This is a genomic window from Clostridium felsineum DSM 794 (assembly GCF_002006355.2).
Lineage (GTDB): Bacteria > Bacillota > Clostridia > Clostridiales > Clostridiaceae > Clostridium_S > Clostridium_S felsineum.
In genome coordinates this window covers 602,692-623,232 of sequence record NZ_CP096980.1, presented here as the reverse complement: position 1 = coordinate 623,232, position 20,541 = coordinate 602,692, and the positions used below count along the sequence as shown (strand labels likewise).

At 30.1% G+C, this 20,541-nt stretch carries 16 protein-coding genes; 4 read left to right on the top strand and 12 right to left on the bottom strand.

Going from position 1 to position 20,541, the window contains the following annotated elements; translation table 11 throughout:
• Positions 1 to 11: 11 nt before the first annotated feature.
• From CLFE_RS02940 to CLFE_RS02915, 6 genes are all read right to left on the bottom strand, one after another.
• Positions 12 to 1,463, bottom strand: a complete 1,452-nt coding sequence (locus CLFE_RS02940; protein WP_077893340.1) for an O-antigen ligase family protein — start codon at positions 1,461 to 1,463, stop codon at positions 12 to 14.
• Between the two features lie 70 nt (positions 1,464 to 1,533).
• Entirely contained in the window at positions 1,534 to 1,830 is a 297-nt protein-coding gene (locus CLFE_RS02935) for a hypothetical protein (protein ID WP_207651378.1), read from the bottom strand.
• A 42-nt stretch (positions 1,831 to 1,872) separates the two neighbouring features.
• A complete protein-coding gene (locus CLFE_RS02930) occupies positions 1,873 to 2,211 on the bottom strand; it encodes a hypothetical protein (protein WP_207651377.1) in 339 nt (112 codons plus the stop codon).
• 120 nt (positions 2,212 to 2,331) lie between these two features.
• Positions 2,332 to 2,475: a hypothetical protein gene (locus CLFE_RS02925; RefSeq protein ID WP_169850925.1), complete on the bottom strand. Its 144-nt coding sequence runs from the start codon at positions 2,473 to 2,475 to the stop codon at positions 2,332 to 2,334.
• Positions 2,476 to 2,582: 107 nt separating this feature from the next.
• Positions 2,583 to 3,971: an MATE family efflux transporter gene (locus tag CLFE_RS02920; RefSeq protein ID WP_077852954.1), complete on the bottom strand. Its 1,389-nt coding sequence runs from the start codon at positions 3,969 to 3,971 to the stop codon at positions 2,583 to 2,585.
• Between the two features lie 141 nt (positions 3,972 to 4,112).
• Positions 4,113 to 6,179 (bottom strand): helix-turn-helix domain-containing protein, encoded by a 2,067-nt coding sequence (locus tag CLFE_RS02915; protein WP_077893339.1) that lies wholly within the window; start codon positions 6,177 to 6,179, stop codon positions 4,113 to 4,115.
• Between the two features lie 364 nt (positions 6,180 to 6,543).
• Here CLFE_RS02915 and CLFE_RS02910 point away from each other — a divergent pair, with 364 nt between their 5' ends.
• A complete protein-coding gene (locus CLFE_RS02910; RefSeq protein ID WP_077893338.1) occupies positions 6,544 to 7,278 on the top strand; it encodes a M15 family metallopeptidase in 735 nt (244 codons plus the stop codon).
• A gap of 51 nt (positions 7,279 to 7,329) precedes the next feature.
• Here CLFE_RS02910 and bdhB read toward each other — a convergent pair whose 3' ends face one another.
• The 3 genes from bdhB to CLFE_RS02895 all read right to left on the bottom strand — a co-directional run bounded on the left by bdhB (position 7,330) and on the right by CLFE_RS02895 (position 11,535).
• A complete protein-coding gene (gene bdhB, locus CLFE_RS02905) occupies positions 7,330 to 8,502 on the bottom strand; it encodes an NADH-dependent butanol dehydrogenase BdhB (protein WP_077835170.1) in 1,173 nt (390 codons plus the stop codon).
• Between the two features lie 201 nt (positions 8,503 to 8,703).
• Positions 8,704 to 10,167, bottom strand: a complete 1,464-nt coding sequence (locus tag CLFE_RS02900; RefSeq protein WP_077893337.1) for a leucyl aminopeptidase — start codon at positions 10,165 to 10,167, stop codon at positions 8,704 to 8,706.
• 198 nt (positions 10,168 to 10,365) lie between these two features.
• On the bottom strand, positions 10,366 to 11,535 hold the full coding sequence (locus CLFE_RS02895) for an iron-containing alcohol dehydrogenase (RefSeq protein WP_077893336.1): 1,170 nt from the start codon (positions 11,533 to 11,535) through the stop codon (positions 10,366 to 10,368).
• A gap of 159 nt (positions 11,536 to 11,694) precedes the next feature.
• On the opposite strand from CLFE_RS02895, the gene CLFE_RS02890 reads away from it, so the two are divergent.
• From CLFE_RS02890 to CLFE_RS02880, 3 genes are read left to right on the top strand one after another with little or no spacing between them, the layout of a single operon-like run.
• The gene (locus tag CLFE_RS02890; protein WP_077893335.1) at positions 11,695 to 13,278 is read left to right on the top strand and encodes a spore germination protein; all 1,584 of its coding nucleotides are present in this window, start codon (positions 11,695 to 11,697) and stop codon (positions 13,276 to 13,278) included.
• Positions 13,279 to 13,296: 18 nt separating this feature from the next.
• Positions 13,297 to 14,394 (top strand): GerAB/ArcD/ProY family transporter, encoded by a 1,098-nt coding sequence (locus CLFE_RS02885; RefSeq protein ID WP_077893334.1) that lies wholly within the window; start codon positions 13,297 to 13,299, stop codon positions 14,392 to 14,394.
• Positions 14,394 to 15,548, top strand: coding sequence for a Ger(x)C family spore germination protein (locus CLFE_RS02880; RefSeq protein ID WP_077893333.1), 1,155 nt, complete (start codon positions 14,394 to 14,396; stop codon positions 15,546 to 15,548). The genes CLFE_RS02885 and CLFE_RS02880 overlap by 1 nt, the downstream gene beginning before the upstream one ends.
• Positions 15,549 to 15,551: 3 nt before the next feature.
• On the opposite strand, the gene CLFE_RS02875 is transcribed toward CLFE_RS02880, so the two are convergent.
• The 3 genes from CLFE_RS02875 to CLFE_RS02865 all read right to left on the bottom strand — a co-directional run bounded on the left by CLFE_RS02875 (position 15,552) and on the right by CLFE_RS02865 (position 20,501).
• Positions 15,552 to 18,788, bottom strand: a complete 3,237-nt coding sequence (locus CLFE_RS02875) for a DEAD/DEAH box helicase (RefSeq protein WP_077893332.1) — start codon at positions 18,786 to 18,788, stop codon at positions 15,552 to 15,554.
• 92 nt (positions 18,789 to 18,880) lie between these two features.
• Entirely contained in the window at positions 18,881 to 19,618 is a 738-nt protein-coding gene (locus tag CLFE_RS02870) for a hypothetical protein (RefSeq protein ID WP_077853200.1), read from the bottom strand.
• Positions 19,619 to 19,679: 61 nt separating this feature from the next.
• Positions 19,680 to 20,501: a CsxC family protein gene (locus tag CLFE_RS02865; protein WP_077835163.1), complete on the bottom strand. Its 822-nt coding sequence runs from the start codon at positions 20,499 to 20,501 to the stop codon at positions 19,680 to 19,682.
• Positions 20,502 to 20,541 lie beyond the last annotated feature (40 nt).

Below are 20,541 nucleotides of genomic sequence, written 5' to 3'. Positions count from 1 at the left end.
CAGACACTGCATCAATTTATTTTTTTAGTTATATTTGCACTGATTCCAATACCTAAAAGTATCCAAAATACTGGAGCCACAGATATAACACTATCATTAAAAATCGCTGTTATTATATAGCTTAAAAATGCTATAAACACTGCTAATCCAAATATATCGTAGAAATTATCAATATCAGCTTTAATATATAGTTTAAAGCTTGTTACTACATACATTATAAATAGTGCAAGTACTGCTATTAGCGACATAACTCCTGTATTTATAGCTATCTGAAAATACATATTATGAGGCTTGTCTATAATTACAGTTTTTAATACCCTTCTATTAGGATCATTCTTAGGAAAAAATGCTGCAAAACTATCAGGTCCATGTCCTACAATTATTGTACTTTTTAATAACTTAAAGGATTGTCCCCATATGTAACCTCTTCCAGATCCTATACTTTGTTTTTCATAATCACTACCACCACTTATCTTGCCTAATTCAGAAGCAGTAGTTTTTAACTTATTTATTATAGTGGTACTTCCCTTTATACTCAGCCCGCCAAGTATCACAACTACTATTATCAATGGAATAATCCCCAACAAGACATTTTTTCTTATTTTTTTTCTTATAAATATAAGTGATATAATTAGTGCTATAACTGCTCCAACTAGTCCAGCTCTTGAATTACTCCCTATTATATCTACAAACGCTATAATACCTATAATTGCACTCATAACTTTATATTTTCTATCTTTTATACACAAACATAATATAAATGATAATCCCACAATCATCCCCATATAGCTTCCTACATAATCCGGATTATATAAAGTTCCATAAACTGTACCCTTTGGAAAGCTAAAACTCAATCCATCTGCATAAGCCTTATACTCTCCTGGTAGAATTATACGCCTTCCAAAAAAGCTTTGAAAAAAGTCATGTCCAACTATCTGTGATATTCCTATAACACCTATGATAAATGCAGAACACATTAAACTCTTTAATATAATCTCAAAACTCTTTTCACTAGAAACAGAATTAATTACAATAAAAGTATCTATTAAATAAAATAAAAGCACAAGCATTCCTTCATATCTTTCTACATATCCAAACACAGATATGTCTTTATATTGTGAAAAAATAGTAGATATTATTATAAACGCCCCATATGTAATAATTGGAATATAGAATTTTGTCTTAGTAAGAAAAATATCTTTCCTTACAACCCTATATAAAAAATATATTAAAAGAATGGCACTAAGCAATATAAATAAAATCATTTTATAATATGAAAAGAAATCAAAACTATATTGAAGACCTGTTAAGTTTTTAAGTAAATTACTTTGTAACTTTGTAACTTTTAAAAATACAATTAGTGGTACTAAAAATGTAATCAAGCTTATCATTATTACAATAAACCTATCATCACTTCTAAACTTTCTATCTAAATCAATATTTACCACTTTTCCACTACCCAAAATTAGTACCTCCATTAACTTTTTACTTTTATTTTAATTATAAACAATTGTTTGAATATAATCAATTTTACTAATAAATTATCTTTTGTATTTTTATGCCTAATATACTACAATATGATATAATTGCATTGTAATTAAAATATTTTAGGAGGTTTTTACCTATGAAACATTTTTTAAGAAAATTTTCTATTTCATTGATTGCTTCTTCATTGATTGCAGCAAGTTCACCAGTGTTATTTACTGCATATGCTTGTCCTCTTGAGCAATTATCTTCTAATTCTATTATGTGTACAAGCACTACTGGTTCCGCTATAAGTATTTCAAAAAATACTACAGGTTCCTCTATAAATGTTACAACAAATACCAATATTCCTTCCAACAACAGTAATGTTAGTCGCGGAAACTTCCCTCAAAACACTACTGGCTGTCCTATAGTTTTCCCTAGGAACACTACTGGATCCCCTATTAATTTCCCTTGGAATACCACTGGTTCCCCTATAGTTTTCCCTTGGAATACTACTGGTTCTCCTATTAATTTTCCTTGGAACACCACTGGTTCCCCTATAGTTTTCCCTTGGAATACTACTGGTTCTCCTATAGTTTTCCCTTGGAACACTACTGGATCCCCTATTAATTTCCCTTGGAATACTACTGGATCCCCTATTAATTTTCCTTGGAACACTACTGGATCCCCTATTAATTTCCCTTGGAATACTACTGGATCCCCTATTAATTTTCCTTGGAACACTACTGGATCCCCTATTAATTTCCCTTGGAATACTACTGGTTCTCCTATAGTTTTCCCTTGGAATACTACTGGTTCTCCTATAGTTTTCCCTTGGAATACTACTGGTTCTCCTATAGTTATTCAACCTATTCCTGTTACTCCTACTATTCCAGTTATACCAATTGATATACCAGATATTCCGTTTACACCAACTCCATCTATAAAGCCTACTATACCTGTTATTTCAATTGATAACAATCCTATTTCATTCAATGTACCTGACATATTTAAATCACCAAAAATTACGAATAAAAAACATATCTTTTAACTTTATAAAAAAATGATAGGCTACTTTTAGTAGTCCTATCATTTTTTTATAAGATATTTTAATTTTAAACTCTAACTCCAACTTGCTTTGAAACCTTCTCTTCTTCTTGAAACTTCTCTTTGAAAGCTCGTCTTATGAAATATATTGATGTTAAAATAACAATTATATCTGTAATTGGATATGCTATAAACACACCATTTAGTCCTATCACTTTAAATAGTATCACCGAAATGGGAATGAACATTAAAAGTTCTCTATATATAGATAGTACAAAACTTATTCTAGCCTCACCTATTGCTTGATAATAATATATTGCTACATAATATATTCCTAAAAGAGGAACCATGGATATGACTATTCTAAATGCTGGTACGGTTTTACTTACAAGATTAGCATCTTTAAGAAAAAACCCAATTATAGGTTCTGCCCCTATTATAAAGCCTATCCATACCACTGCGGAAACAATAATAACTGTTTTTAAAGAAAACTTTAAAATATCTTTAACCTTATTATAATTTTCTGCTCCAAAGTTATACCCTACTATAGGCTGCATACCCGAGCTTATTCCTATTACAGTTATAAATAGGAACATATATACTTTTGTTATTATTCCTAACATAATTATAGCAGAATCTCCACCACCAACATAAAGTACATTATTTAGTACTGCTGATACAACTGCATCTGCAATCTCTATTATGAATGTAGAAAAACCCACTAACATTATTTCTCGCATAATACTAGTACTTATTATATTTATCTTAATATTCTTAAAAAAATTAAAATTCTGTTTTTTATTCATATATATAAATTGTCCTAAAGCAATTAAACACGCTACAATCTGAGATACTACTGTAGATATTCCACTTCCTTGTATCCCCATATGAAATCTTATAACTAAAATATAATTAAGTATGATATTAAGAATTACGCCAACAACATTTGTATATAGTAAGGTTTTTGTTTTCCCGAGAGCCACCATAATATATGAAAGAACATTAGAGAGACTTATAAATATACCTCCAAGTAATATAATAGACACATACTGCATTGCCATTGGATACGTATTGTTACTTGCTCCTAATGAATAGAGTATACTCTCTTTAAAACTAAATATTATAAAAGAAATTGAAATTATGGAAACTGTAGTTAAAGCAAATGAATTGATAACTATTTTTTTTAGATGTTTATAATTTTTTTCTCCAATAACTCTAGCTGCATAAGTAGAAGCTCCGGCTGCTATTAAAAGCCCCATTGCTATTATGATTTTTTGAATTGGAAATGCTATTGTCATTGCACCTATAGCATTTTCTCCTATATACCTACCTGCAAAAACTGTATCTACCATATTATAAAGTTCATTTACAAGTAGTGAAAAAATCGCAGGAACAGCAAACTTAAAGAGCAATTTTTGTGAGCTTTGTTTTAGGAAAGCTCTATTGTCTAAAGTCATTTTATCACCCCTATCTTTCCTACAACTATATTATAGTCTTTTTAAGGGGTGCTTTTCATCAACTAAAATGCTCACATAAATGTACCAATATGTTATATCTTAAAAATTCACTTACCACACTAATCACAGATTAAACCAATTTTATACCTCTTTTATTAAAATAAGAACAGCTCCATACCCTCTAAGTGCAGTTCTTATATTAACTATTGTACTTTTTCTCATATTTTTAAAATATATTCTTGGAAAAGCTGCCTTGTGAAGAATTTCCTTTTCCTCTTTATTTAATCTTCTTGGCTTACCCATGTCAAGCCAGTAATTATATGAAGAACCAACACTTTCATTTATTTCATACATCGTTATTTTTACAGACGATGGTATATTTACTATATTTAATGAAATTTTCTTTTCAGTAATATTCTTTCTGCCCTTAAATTTAGCAAAATCATTAAATACGTCTAGTGTATCTATTCCTTCATAATAACTATATAGAAGAATCTCATATTCACCTTCACTTTTAGTTACTATATATCCATCACCACTACATACTAAAGTATCACCTAATTTATTCATTAAGTAATATGCATAATATGACGGTTTCTTTATTCCTTTATCATTTACTAGTCCAGGATATCCAAAGAACACCTCATTGGTAAGCTTAACCTGCTTATCAAGCACATCAAATGCTCTTAAAAAGTGGATAATCTTTTCATTACTATTAACATTTTTATGAATTATAAACGGGAGCATATAAGCTGTATCGTATATATAATTTATACTGTCATTATAGCAAAATAAATCTTCCATTACAGTAAGATTATAGCCATCTAGTAATTCTATTATTTCTTCTTTTGTACTGTCTTTCATTGATGCTTCAAACTGAAATTTAAATGAATTTATATCAACTGTATCTACTTCTTTAAAATAATTTATAAGGGACTTTAATGCTTTTATATACTCATTCTTTTTAAATTCTCTATCATCTAACACTATAACAGCACCAATTCCCATATTCTCTAAGAATTCAAAAACATCACTTGACCTATTCCAGTTACAGAATTCAGACCCTGGGAATATCCCCATATCTATTCCTATAACATTTAAAAGCCTTACATACTTGAACCCAATTTCGTTTTGTATCATTTGGAGTATATCTCTATTATCTTCTATTAGTAGTTCAAATGCATCTCCTATATCAATGACTTCCTTAAATTCCTTGTTAAATTCACCTAAATCTTCTGACATATTTATGTATATTTTATCTATTAAATCCTCATAATTAAATCTATCGTAATCCTCAAGATAACTGTTTATTTTCTCCATGCTTTCTTTAAGCTTAAAGGTTTTAATTTTTTTTAATGTTTCAAAATGTTCTTCATCTACTTTATACTTTTTTCTATATTGATTAGGAGAGCAACTAAATTGAATTTTAAAATGCTTATTAAGATATCTTACATGAGAAAAGCCAACCTCTTGAGAAATTTCAGTTATAGTTTTATCTGTATCCAAAAGAAGCTTTAATGCTTCATCAACTCTAGTTAAATTAAGTAAATCCGTAAAACTGTAGCCTGTTGTATCTTTTATTTCATGTGATAAATAATGAGTACTTAAAAACTCCTTTTTAGCTATATCCTGAAGGGTGATATTATCATTATAATTATTATATATATACTTTGTAATTCTATGGTATCTTTCTAACTGTTCTTCTTTCTCCCTAAGTTCTTCTCTTTCAGAAGTAAGGAAGTGGAAATTATTTATTAAATGATATAATATGTTAACAAGTATATCCTCTATTTGCTTATCATAGTCCTCTTGTCTTTGAACAAACTCACATATTATTCTAGATAAGTATTTTCTAAGAATATCATATTCCTCTCCCATTTGGGCATTATCATCCTTTATATTTGTGTAAAAAAACATATTTTCAATATCGTTAAAATATTTCTTTAAAAAAGCTGGGTCAATGTGAAACATAAGTATTCTATTATCCTTATCCTTACTATGAATACTGTGTGCCTCATCTATATTAACTATTTCAATATCATTTTCAATAAGCTCATAACTATCAGAATCTATTGTTACTTTAAAGTTACCCTTAAGAACATATAGTATTTCAATGGAATTATGCCAATGTATTGGATAATTAATTAAATTTGAATAAGATATTAAAACTGGTACATCTGAAGGATAATTTATGTATTGTCTTCTCAAAATCAAACACCTCTTAACCACATATATCATTTTTTCAAAATCTATGTATTCTGTAATGCAGAAAACCTTTAATTTTTTTCAATATATCATACAGCTATATTTTATGTCAATGTGACAATAATTTTAACTTCTGTACAATAAAATATATTATATAGGATTTTTTGTAAGTTTTGTTGACTAATTGATTTATTTTGTTTATAATGTTAAAGAGTAAATTTAATAATTTAAAGCTTAACACCCTATACTTATATTAGGTGTTTTATTTATGAAAAAATAAATATTGAAAATTTTCTAAAAATGAAAAATCCAACACATTCTTAATATATTAACTTTCTTTAAATGCATTGAAGGGAGCTTTTGAAATATGAAAAAATTTTTAGTGACGATTATTATTATTACAGCTATATTTTCATCTTTGTTTATATACACAAATAATCAATCAAAAAAAATTGCAATTAACCAAAATAAAAATAAAATCTCTACTAATAAGAAGCAGAAAAAGGAAACTTCAAAAACCGAAATAAAGCAGCAAAATATTTTACTTGTTAATAAGCAAAGTAAATTATCCGGAAATTACACACCTCAAAATTTGAGGGTTCCTAATGTTAAGTTTATGAATAGTTCAGATCCTAACGTGAGACAAATGGAAAATGAAGCTGCAACAGCACTTGAAAATATGTTTGCCGGTGCCTCTAAGGATGGTTTTACCCTCCTCGCGGTCTCTGGTTACAGACCTTATGAATATCAAAAAAAACTATATGACGAAAAGGTTGAAAAGGACGGAAAAGCTGAAGCTGACAAGTATGTAGCTGAACCTGGTACAAGTGAACATCAAACTGGACTCGCTATGGATTTATTATCAACAGAGTACACCTCTTTAGACGATGGATTTATGAATACCAACTCTTATAAATGGCTTCTACAAAACTGTGGAAAATATGGTTTTATAATAAGATATCCAAAGGATAAAGAAAACATAACAAAATACAACTTTGAACCATGGCATATAAGGTATGTAGGTCTTCCTGCATCACAAGAAATTATGAATAAAAGCATCACTCTTGAAGAATATTTAGCTGAACAAAACGCTTCAAAATAGCATATTATTATAAACTTCCTCTATTCTAAATCAATAGAGGAAGTTTTTTTATTATAATGATTTTTTAAATATCTCTAATATTTCATTTGCATTTACAGGTCTTAAATTTCCTACAGTTCCACCTGTAAGCTTTACAGATTCTTTTGCCATTATATCAAGTTTGTCCTCTCCAATACCAACCTCTTTTAATCTAGCTGGTATACCTAATGCATTAACGAAATAATCTCTAGTTTTTTCTATTGCTTCATGTGCTATATCATAGTGATTTTTTTCTTTGTCTATTCCCCATACATTTACACCATATTCAACAAACTTATATACTGTATCATTATTTAAAATGTACTCCATCCAATTAGGTGTTAAAATTGCAAGTCCAACTCCATGTGTTATATCATAGAATGCACTCAGCTCATGTTCCATAAGGTGTACACTCCAATTTGTGTCTTTACCATATGTTAAAAGTCCATTTATAGCAAGACTTGAAGCCCACATTAAATTAGCCCTTGCTTCATAATCTGACGGATGTTCCAATGCTATTTTACCGTATTTTATACATGTTCTTAAAACTGCCTCTGCCATTCTATCCTGCAAATATGCAGTTTTTGTATTACTAAAATACACTTCAAAAACATGACTCATAATATCTGCTGTTCCTGCTGCTGTTTGGTTTTTAGGCACTGTAAAAGTATATGTTGGGTCAAGTATTGAGAATGTAGGTGCCATATCAGGGTGAGCCGCTATAAGCTTCTCGTTTGTTTCCATATTATTTATTACTGCCCATGAGTCCATTTCAGAACCTGTTGCTGCAAGGGTAAGAATACTTGCAATTGGAAGTACCTTTTTTATTTTTGAACCATCAAGTACTATATCCCATGGATCTCCTTCATAATCACAGCCTGCTGCCACAACTTTTGCACAATCTATTGCACTTCCTCCACCTATAGCTAGTACCAATTCTACTCCGTTTTCTTTACATATATCAATTCCTTTTTTTACTGTTGTTATCCTAGGATTTGGTTCTACTCCTGGAAGTTCATAATAACTAATACCATTTTCTTTAAGTATGCTTATGGCTTTATCATATATTCCATTTCTCTTTATGCTTCCTCCACCATAAACTATAAGCACCTTGGAGCCATATTTTTTTACCTCTCTTCCGAGTACATTAATCTTGTCCTTGCCAAAAAAAATCTTAGTTGGTATTGAATATTCGAAATCAACCACTTTAAACCCTCCTGTTTATGTTTATATTTGTATATAATTATATTTTAAACTTCCTTAAAATTATTACAATAACCTTATTTAGGTTTTTATTCATTTGTTACAAAATATTAACATTATTTTTTAATAAATTATTATAAATAAAATAAAGAAGAACCTTAAGATTCTTCTCCATTTTAGAAATTATAATCTTTCTTTGATACATTAATATCCATTTTGAGCTAAATAATATAGAATTCTAACACCTGCTCCTGTTCCACCCTTTGAGAAGTATCCATCCTCGTTATCCCTCCAGGCTGTACCTGCTATATCAAGATGAAGCCATGGCTTTTCTTCTATAAATTCTCCTATAAACAATCCTGCAGTTATTGTTCCTGCAAACTTTCCACCTACATTTTTAAGATCTGCTATATCAGATTTTATCAATTTCTTGTATTCATCAAATTCTGGAAGTCTCCAAACTCTTTCTCCTGATTTATATGAAGCCTCCTCTAGTTTTTTATAGAATTCCTTATTATTAGTTACAACGGCTGTAGTAGTTATTCCCAGTGCGGATAAAGCTGCTCCTGTAAGCGTTGCAATATCAACAACCTTAGTTACTTTTTCCCTTAAAATCGCATAATAAACAGCATCAGCAAGTGTAAGCCTTCCTTCTGCATCAGTATTTATAACTTCTATTGTTTTTCCGGCCATAGAGCCAATTATATCACCAGGTTTATAAGCTGCTGGGGATATGAGATTTTCACCAGCTGCAATTACTGATACAACATTTACCTTTAGCTTTCTTTTAGCTATTGCACTAATTGCTCCTATAACTGCTGCACCACCGCCCATATCAGATTTCATTGTGAGCATACCTTCATTTGTTTTTATAGAATATCCACCTGAATCATAAGTAAGTCCCTTTCCAACAAGACCAAGAGTGTCACTACTCTCTTTATCACCAAAATATCTCATTACAATAAGCTTTGGTGGTTTTTCTGAACCTGCAACTACAGATAAAAAAGCTTTCATGTTAAGTTCTTTAATTTTATCCTTGTCAAATACTTCTACCTCAAAACCGTATTCTTTTCCAGCATCACCTGCTGCTTTTGAAAGGGCTTCAGGTGTCATAACATTAGCTGGTTCATTTACAAGGTTTCTTGCAAGCAGAGTTGCTTCGACTAAAGTTATTGATTCATTTAATTCTCTTTCTGCTTCCTTTACCCTATCTGTAGGAACATTTCCTATACAAATTTCTATATTATTCTGTGGTTTCTTATCGCTTTTGTATTTATCAAATTTATAATCTCCAAATTCAATTCCCTCTACAATAGCATTTATTTCTTCAGTATACTTAAATCCTTCAATATTTGTAGTACTTACATACACCTTTTCAGATAAAAATTCTCTACATTTCTTTATTGATCTAGCAAATGCATTTCTTATTTTTTCACCTGATATTTCTTTTGCGGATCCAATTCCAACAAATATTATGTTTTTATATTTGTCATTATCTGAGGAGGTGAATGTAAATATTTCACCTCCTTCTCCTTTAAACTTTTTAGTATGAAATATATATTTTATTGTGTTTTCAAATCCATCTAATTCAAATACTTTATTTTTCATTACAGGAATTATAACTGTATCTGCTGTTTCAATTTCAAAGCTATTTATTCCAAATTTCATTTATTTAGCTCCCCCTTCTATATACCTTTAGCACTCTTATACTGTGCATTTTCAAATAACTTTATTATTTATTATAAAAATTAATGCTACAATACCTCTTACATAACGTAGTAATTTTTATTCTTTAGCTTGGTATAAAATTAAGCGTTATATTAAAATAGAGAAGCAACAACTTATTGCTACTTCTCTCACATGCTCTTAATAAGATTTCTTTAATATATTAAGAACATCTTCAGCATCTATAGGTCTTAAACTTCCTATTGTTCCACCAGAATTTCTAACAGCCCTGTTAGCCATTAATTCTAATTTTTCTTCTCCAATGCCAACTTCTCTTAGTTTTGAAGGGATTCCTAAAGACTCAAAATATTTTCTAGTATTTTTAATAGCTTCTCTTGCTATTTCATATGAGTCCTTTTTCCTATCTATTCCCCACACATTTACGCCATAATCAACAAATTTATGAAGTGTATCATCGTTTAAAATATACTCCATCCAATTAGGTGTCAAAATCGCAAGCCCTACTCCATGTGTTATATCATAGTATGCGCTTAACTCATGTTCTATTGGGTGACAACACCATTTTCTATCTTTTCCTAGTGATAATAAGCCATTTATAGCAAGACTAGATGCCCACATTAAATTGGCCCTTGCCTCATAATCATTTGGCTTTTCCATTGCAATTTTACCATACTTTATGCAAGTTCTTAAAATTGCTTCAGCTATACCATCCTGAAGATATGCACCTTCTACACCACTAAAATATGATTCAAAAGTATGACTCATTATATCTGCTGTTCCTGCTGCTGTTTGATTTTCAGGTACTGTAAAGGTATATGTAGGATCAAGCACTGAAAATTTAGGTCGCATATCTTCATGTCCAACTCCAATTTTTTCATTTGTATCCATATTGGATATTACTGCAATTTGATCCATTTCAGAACCTGTTGCTGCAAGAGTAAGTATACTTGCAACTGGAAGTACTTTCTCTATTTTTGAAGGATTTTTAACTATATCCCATGGATCACCATCATAATTAACTCCTGCTGCAATTACTTTTGCACAGTCTATAGTACTTCCTCCACCTATTGCTAATACTAATTCTATATTCTTTTCCTTACAAATATCAATTCCCTTTTTAACTGTTGTTATTCTAGGATTTGGTTCTACTCCTGAAAGTTCATAAAAGTCGATATTATTCTCTTTTAATATACTTGCAGTTCTATCATATATACCATTTCTCTTTATACTTCCTCCACCATAAACTATAAGTACCTTTGAACCGTACTTTTTAATCTCTTTTCCTAATACATCTATTTTCCCTTTTCCAAAAAAAATTTTAGTTGGTATTGAATAATCAAAACTTAACATAGCTTATTACCTCCAAGTAACAGATTTATGATTTATCTACTTATATTTTACCATTTTATTACTTAAGCACAAGTGGTTATCTTTATCTGTATTATGAATAATCCATGAAATGCAGCACAAACTATTAGAACATAGAAAATAAGGAGGCATAAATTTTCATTGTTTAATAAATTCTTTAATGATAATACTGAAAAAAAATCTAAAGAAACTATAGAAAAAATTTCAAATAATCTTAAATCAAATAGAAAACATATAGAACAGTCCTTCTCTAATTGCTCAGATATAGCAATTAGAGAATTTAAAATAGCTAATAATCCACATTTTCCTGCAATGATTGTTTACATAGAAAATCTTATTGAATCTGACGTAATAGAGTCCTCTGTAGTAGAAAGACTTACTAAAGAGCCTACTAATAAACTATCCTATGAACATATATTTGAGTATTCTAAATCCAACTTTGCTGTTGATGACAAAAATATATATAAGCATATGAATGATGTTATAATTGCCGTTTTAAAAGGAAGTATCGCCTTATTTATGGATGGTTCAAACAAAGCAATTATTATAAACATTGGAAAGCCCCCTGAAAGATCTATAACTGAACCTAATGTTGAAACTACAATTAGGGGTCCTAGAGAAGGTTTTACTGAATCCATAACTACAAACGTAGCCCTTTTAAGAAAAAAAATTAGAAGCACTAGTTTTAAATCAGAAGAATTTACATTAGGTAAGAGTTCTAAGACAACTGTAACTATCGCCTATTTATCTGATGTAGCTAATCCTAAGATAGTACAAGAAATTAGAGAAAGAATAGGTAAAATAGACACAGACTCCATAGACGGTATGAATTATATAAAAGAATATATACAAGATGAACCTTTTTCTGCTTTTCCTACTATGTATTCAACAGAAAGGCCAGATTCTGCAGCTTCAAAAATTTTCGAAGGACGTATTGCTATACTTGCTGATGGTACACCAATAGTTTGTACTGCACCTGCAACATTTTTTGAATTTCTTGAAAATACTGAAGATTTTTTTATAAATTTTATTCCTGCAACTATTAATAGATGGATTAGGTATATATCCATATTTATATCCATAGTGTTACCAGGTTTATATGTTGCTATAACTACTTTTCATCAAGAATTAATACAGACACCGCTTCTTATAACCTTTATACAATCTCATTCCTCTGTGCCTTACCCTACCTCAACTGAGGTTTTTGTTCTTTTGGTTGTATATCAGATAATGATAGAAGCTGGAATTAGAATGCCTAGGGCTGTAGGTCAATCTATTAGTATTATTGGTGCACTAATTATAGGGCAATCTGCTGTTGAGGCTGGGCTTATAAGTACACCTGTTATTATTGTTGCTGCCATTACTTATATTGCTTCCTTTGCTGTTCCAAATAACGAAATGCACAATGCTTTAACCTTGCCTAGATTTATATTCACAATTTTGGGAGCCTCTCTAGGATTATTTGGATTAACCTGCGCCTATATTGTTTTATCCTTAAAATTAATTTCAATACGCTCCTTTGGAGTTCCATATGTAATGCCTATAGCCCCTGCTAGTAAAAATGATTTTCTTGATATTCTTTTTAAAAGACCTATATGGGCAAAGCTAAAACGTTCTCCAAAGGTTTCTGACAAAAACTCTACCAAAAGGCAAACTAGAGACTATGTTAATGTAACTTTAAAAGATATAAAAAAAGCCATTGATAGGCTAAGGAAATCTCACTAAGGAAAGAGTTGAAGAAAAATGGAAAAGAAGATATGTGGAAAACAAATGTTTTCATTAATTGTCCTATGTGTACTTGGCAGTTCCATAATATTTTTTCTAAATCCAGAGGCGGAGCAAAATGCTTGGATAGGAATACTTATTTATATAATCCCAGCTCTTATAATTGAATACACATATGTATATTTATGGGAACAGAATACAGACGACTCTATAATTCAATATATGCCTAAAATATGGGGAAAATTTTTAGGTAGTATTTTCAGTTTTTTTTACTTGACTTTTTTCGTTTATACAGCCTCAAGAGTTTTAAGAAATTTAACCGTTTTAATAATTACTGCTTCTATGCCTAAAATACCAATCTTTTTTACTGCTATGATTTTGATGTTTGTATGCTGGTATGGTGTTTATTTAGGAATAGAAAATATAGCGCGCTTAATGTATGTATTTTTATTCTTTTGGATAATATTTTTTACCCTTGAATGGATATTTTTTATGCTTCCACCAAATCATATTCATTTAAAACACCTACTTCCAATACTTGAGAATGGACCTATTCCTGTTATAAAAAATAGTCTTCCTGTAATAGCCTTTCCTTTTGGTGAGAACATAATATCCGCAATGCTATTTCCTCTTGTATCTAATGAGAAAAGCGTAAAAAAGTATGCTTTATTTTCAGTTATACTACAAGGTATTCTTATTTCTCTAAGTACTATTCTATTTCTATTAGTTCTTGGAGTTAAATTTTCGACTTTAGCCCTATTTCCTTTTTTGCAAACCCTTCGTATTTTAAAAATCAGTGAATATTTTGATAGACTTGATATATTTGCTATTGTAATTGTAGTTATTTTAAGTTTTGTTAAGGTAAGTGTTTTTTGTTATGGTGCTGTTAGGGGTACTGCTGAGCTATTTAAAATAAAGAACTCAAAATGGCTTTCAATTCCAATTTCCATATTGATTTTGATTATGTCAAGAGCTATGGCATCAAATTTTCCACAGCATATACATAGGCATATGGATATTTTCCTTAAATATTTAAATGCTCCACTTACAATTGTTTTACCTTTTATAACTATAATTTTATTTAACTTAAAAAAATTGCTAAAGGAGAATAAGTAATGAAAAAGATAATTTCTCTTTTTTTAATATTATGCATTGTACCATTATCAGGATGTGCTAGAATAAAGACTCAATTAAATGAATTATCCTTAGTGCTTTGCAGTGGTATAGATTTAAGTGAAGATGGCAGATATTTATATACAGTTCAAGTATTAAATACTCAGGGCTCCCCAAAATCCAATGGCGGCAACAAGACCCAAAGCACCAGCATAAATATATTCACTAGTGAGGGTTATACTATAACAGAAGCCTTTAATAATGCTTCTATCATTTCCGGAAAACCTTTGTTCTTTTCCCATAGTAGAATGGTGGTAGTTGGTGAAAGATTAGCAAAACATGGACTAAGTGACATGATGGATAAACTTTTTAGACACTATAATATACGACCTGATGGTCTACTATTTGTAACAAAAGGCACTGCTAAAGATATTGTATCTACCTATACTCCTGATCAAGGTATACCTGCTGAAAAATTGAGAAGTATGTCTATGCAGCAGCGTGATACTGGCTATTCAATTTCATATTCAAGACTAGATTTCATAGAACAAATAACGAATAAATCTCATGCTGCCTCAATTGGACTTATAAATCTCAGACCTGACCAAAAGTTCTCCAACAGATTTGATTTGTATGGAGCTGGAGTTTTTAAAAAGAATAAGTTAGTCGGATATTTAGATGCCTCTGAAACAAGAGGCCTACAGTGGGTCAATGGAAAGATTATAAACGGTTCTGTTCGAGTGTCTCTTCCAAACGGAAAAATGGTTGTATTTGATATACTAAACTCAGAATCAAATATTAAGCCTATTATTAACGGTAATGATTTAACCATGGAAATAAATATAAAAGAAGAAAGCTTAATATCTGAAACTAATGATAATATTAATTTAATGAAACACTATAAGCAAATGAATAAACTAGCTGCATTTGAAAGTGACGCTATAAAAAGAGAGGTCAGCTCTACTTTAGCCGCCTCACAAAATAGCTTGAAAACTGATATATTTGGTTTAGGTGATGAAATATACGCAAAAAAGCCTAAATATTGGAAAACTATCGAAAATAATTGGGATAAAATATATCCTCATGTGAAAGTTAAAATTAATGTTAAATGTATTGTAAGAAGACCCGGTATTGTCTCTAAACCTATACTTGAATAGGTTTTATTTAAATAAATGAAGTATTTCCTCTTCACTTAATCCAGAAAAAATCTCACTTGTAGAAAGTTCCTCTGAAAGAAGACTATCTACAAGCTTCTTTTTTTCTTTTTGCAGTTTTATGATCTTTTCTTCAATGGTTCCCCTTGCTACAAGCTTTATAACCTCAACTACATTTTGCTGTCCAATTCTATGTGCTCTATCTGAAGCCTGCTCCTCTACTGCCGGATTCCACCATGGATCAAAATGAACTACTACATCCGCTGAGGTTAAGTTAAGACCGGTACCTCCTGCCTTTAAGCTTATTAAAAATACAGAATTACTTCCTTCATTAAATTCCTTTACTATATTTATTCTATTTTTAGAACTTACTGCTCCATCTAAATAGCTATATTTTATTCCTTCTGTCTTAAATCTTTCGGCTATATTTTTCAGTACAGAGGTAAATTGTGAAAACACTAATATTTTATGTCCTTCATCTATGCTGTGATTTAAAACCTCTATAAGAGCTTCTATTTTAGCACTGTTTCCAGTATAATCCTCCATTACAACGGATGGATCAAGACAAATTTGTCTAAGTCGCGTTATATATGAAAGTATTTCAATTTTACTTTTCTTAAATTCATCATATTCAACCCTTTTTTCAATTAGGCTCACTGCATATTTTGCATAAGTGCTATAAACCTTTTTTTGTTTACTTTCCATGTCCACTGTAACTATTTTTTCTATTTTATCTGGAAGCTCAAGTGCTACTTCCTTTTTCTTTCTTCTTAAAATAAATGGCCTAATAAGCCTATTAAGATCTTCTATCACCGCTGGCTCTTCCTTAAGTTTCTTGTAATACCTTACACTAAACCTATTCTCATCATAAAGGTATCCTGGCATTATAAAATCAAATATAGACCAAAGCTCCATAACAGAGTTCTCCATAGGTGTTCCTGAAAGTGCAAATCTATTTCCTGAATTTATCTTCTTTACGCTTATGGCATTTTGAGAATGAGGATTTTTTATGTTTTGAGCCTCATCTAGTATACAATAATCAAATTTAAGCTTTACATATGAAGCTAAATCTCTCTTTAATAAGTTATAAGTTGTTATTATGACTTCACACTTATCTATATTCTTTATTATTAATTCTCTTTCTTTCCTTGCTCCAATAGCTGCAGCCACCTTCATACTTGGTGCAAACTTTTCAAATTCTTGTATCCAATTATATACAAGAGAGGTTGGAACTATTATTAAAGTTTTCTTGTTTGTATTTGATAGTAAAAAGGCAATTACCTGAAAGGTTTTTCCAAGTCCCATTTCATCTCCCAGTATACCCCCAAAACCAAAGTAATCTAAAGTTTTAAGCCAGTTATATCCTTGCCTTTGATATTCCCTTAAAGTTCCATTTAAATTATCAGGTTTTTCAAAAACCAAACTTTTTTCTTTTTTAAATTTATCTCTTATCTTTTTTAGTTCATCTTGTCCTTTAATATATCTGATTCCGTTCTCCTCTAAATATTCATCTACATAAATACTCTTACTTTTTGGTAATTCAATAATATTCTCTTTGAGTTTTTTAGGTGAAACGGAATCTATAAGCTTCAAGAAATTTTTAAGTTGAAGCTCTTCTAAATCAATGAATTCTCCATCTTTAAGTTTGAAATATTTAAGATTTTCTCGAAAGGCTCTAAGTATTGCTACTGTTTCTCCTGGCGGTAAATCTTCTATTTTAAACTTCATTTCAAAATAATTATACTTACCTGTTTTTATGTGTCCACTTAGACCTTTACCACTAATATGTTTTATCCCTTTGAAATTTTCAGAATAGAAAACCTCACCAATCCTCTGAAGCCTACCTATTTCTGTTTTAAAAAACGTAAAGGCATAATCATCTCCGAAACCAAGAAGAAATTTATCCTTAATTCTTTCAAACCTAAGTGCCCTCAATGTTTCTATAACTTCTACTTCCCTCTTTTCATCTCTATAAATAACCTTTTCATGGAAGTTTTCAAATATGTTAAATTCAAAAGCACCATATTTAACCTTAACTGTAAGTATAGTATTCCCATCCTCATTATCAAAATAAAATTTAAACTCACATTTAGCTATAACAATTTTGTTATTTATCTCCTCTGATAAAGATACATTATTAGATAAGCTCTTTAAATTAGGAACTAGTTTTCTTAAAATAATCTCTTCTTTTTCCCCTGATAAACTAACCTTCTCAGAACTATTAAATACCTCAAAGTATGGACCTATCTTCTCACAGTATTCATAATCAGGAATATAAACTCCTAACCCGTATAAAAACACATTATTTTTTGAACTTAAGGATATTGGCATGCCAGACATAACACTTAAAATATAATCACCCTTAGAACTATCCTTAAGACTAATTTCTATAGGTGGCTTATCTTCTATTATCTCTATATCACAATTAAGCTCAAAGCCTTCATTTAGGTATACTCTATGTTCCTTAATAACCTGAAAAAACTCTCTTACAAGATAATCTGGCACATATACATACTTACCATCAATAAAAGATTTTTTGACCTTTCTGTTATATGAAAATGGCTTATCTATATTAATTATCATCTGTATAAAATCCACAAGTTTCTTATCTTTAACACTCAATTTTTGCTTTTTCATATCCAGTGTAAGTTTTTTACCATATGGTACGGGAATGTTTTGATATATGCCTAATAAGAAAGTATTTATATCCTTTAGTACATATAAATTATTTGAATTCATAGATTTAAGACCTATCTTAAGCTCAAAATAAATTCTATTGTCCCATTTATCCTTATTTATGTATACTTCTATCTTTAACTCTTCTTTTGAATCATCATTACCAAGTAAAATATCTAAAGTATCTTTAATACCTAAAAGCTTATTAAGTTTACGTTTATTAGCCTTATTTAACAAATCATTTTTAGATAACTCATCTACAGAACTGTAAAATGTCGCTATCAAATGCTTGCAGCAATAATTCCATTTAGTTTCGTTATTTTCATAGTCAGAACAACTACAATAAGTACTTAATATCTGTGTACTATCTGCATCCATTTGTATTTCCGTATTATATTGACTAAAAAGACTCTCCGATATAACATTACCTTTTATATATATAATATTTTCTTCATTTTCAATATCTACAGAAGAAACCAAATCATTTTCAAATACCCTCTTACCTTTAGCCTCATTTTTTCCAGAAATACTTTCGTTAAATATCTGAAGCAATTCATCTTTATCCATACTATTATCTCCTAATTCTTATAAAAGAATATATATATAATAAGGTATTTAGTTTTTAAAATCAATATTTAACATAAGTATCCTTCCCTCCCCTATGTTCCTTTCAATACAAACAAAGTTTGATTCTGAACAAGCCTTAAGGTTAAGTGCATTACCATTTTTTGCTTTATTCTTTTAAACTTTTCTACTCCATCCTTCTCTGCTATATTTAATTCTTGGAATTTAGCACTAACTAATTCACAATATACTTTTTCTTCTTCTCTATAACTCTCCATAAGTGTGGTATCCTTGTTCCTATCTACTATCTTCAAATTTCTATTCCTATCACTAATAATAGGCTTAACTATATACTTTACTCTTGTAACACATTTAAATGGAATATTGATTGTTATGTTTCTAACTTCACCACTTATGGAAGCATTACCTCCTAATTTTCTTCTAGAATACTGAATACTTTTTATTACTATACCACTTAAAAAAAGCTTATTTGCTTCAGCAATTAGTCTACAGTCCTGAAGCTTTATCCTCCTTTTCACGCTATCTATATTAATAATTGGTCCCTCTAGTTTAATAACGTTTTCTATATCTGTATTTACTACAACCTCAGTTATTATAACTGGCATACGTACTGGTATAAACCCCGCCTTTATACTAAACTTAACCAAATCACTTTTACATTCTTTAAGCATTTTTGCAGAAACATTTTCTTCCTTATCATCTCCAAGCCTTTCTTCTTTTAGTTCCTCTTCCTTTTCTTTTTTTATAATTTTTTTGATACTTTCTTTTTCAACTTCATGCTTATGATGATGGTGTTTTTTATGTTTATGCATGCTATTTCACTCTCCAATATTGTTTAAAAGAGGATCAGCCTATAACTGACCCTCCCATCCATTATTTCCTATATTTGTATTTGTCAATTACTCCATTCCATGGTTTTCTTCCTTTGTATGCAGGTATTTCTTTAGTTTCACACTTTTGAGATTCTTCCTTTTGGAACCCTTCTTCTATTCTTTCACCAGGAAAATCATGATGTTTATGACCTACTTGTTGTTTTTGAAGCAATTTTATTGCAATATACACAACTGATTTATCAGTAAATTCTTGGAATTCTTCTTCATTTAAGAAATGATCTATTGAACATCCTCTATCATCAATATCTGCGTCATATATTTCAGACCATTCAAGTTCACAATATACTGGCTCATTAAATATTTCATAGCTTGCTCTATCAGCTTCCCTTATATTTTTTCCCATTCTCTTTTGATCAAAATATCTAGCTACGTCTGCCTGTGGATTAGGAAACACTCTAGGGCGAGCTCCATTAAATTCCACTCTTGTAACACATCTAAATGGAATATGAACTGTAGTATCATTGATAACACCGCCTATACCTGATTTTGTAGTACAGTGTTTTGAAGCATACTCTATATTTTTTCTTATATACCCTTCAATGAATACTTTATCAGTTCCTCCAACATATCTACATTCAGTAAGGAACACTTGTTTTTCTATTCTTTTTATCTCATATGCAAGTTCATTTAATTTAACTTTAGCTTCTACATCTACCTGAATAACGAATTCAGAAAGAACTACAGGTACTTTATATTGTCCTGGCTGTATAGGCCAGTTCTCTGCTTGCTCAAGTGTATGAGCTTTTAAGACTGATGCACTGCAAAACGTACTTGGGCATGAAGTTCCTTGATTATTTTCCATTTGTATATCTTCTCCTTACACTCTAAGTTAGGATATTTTT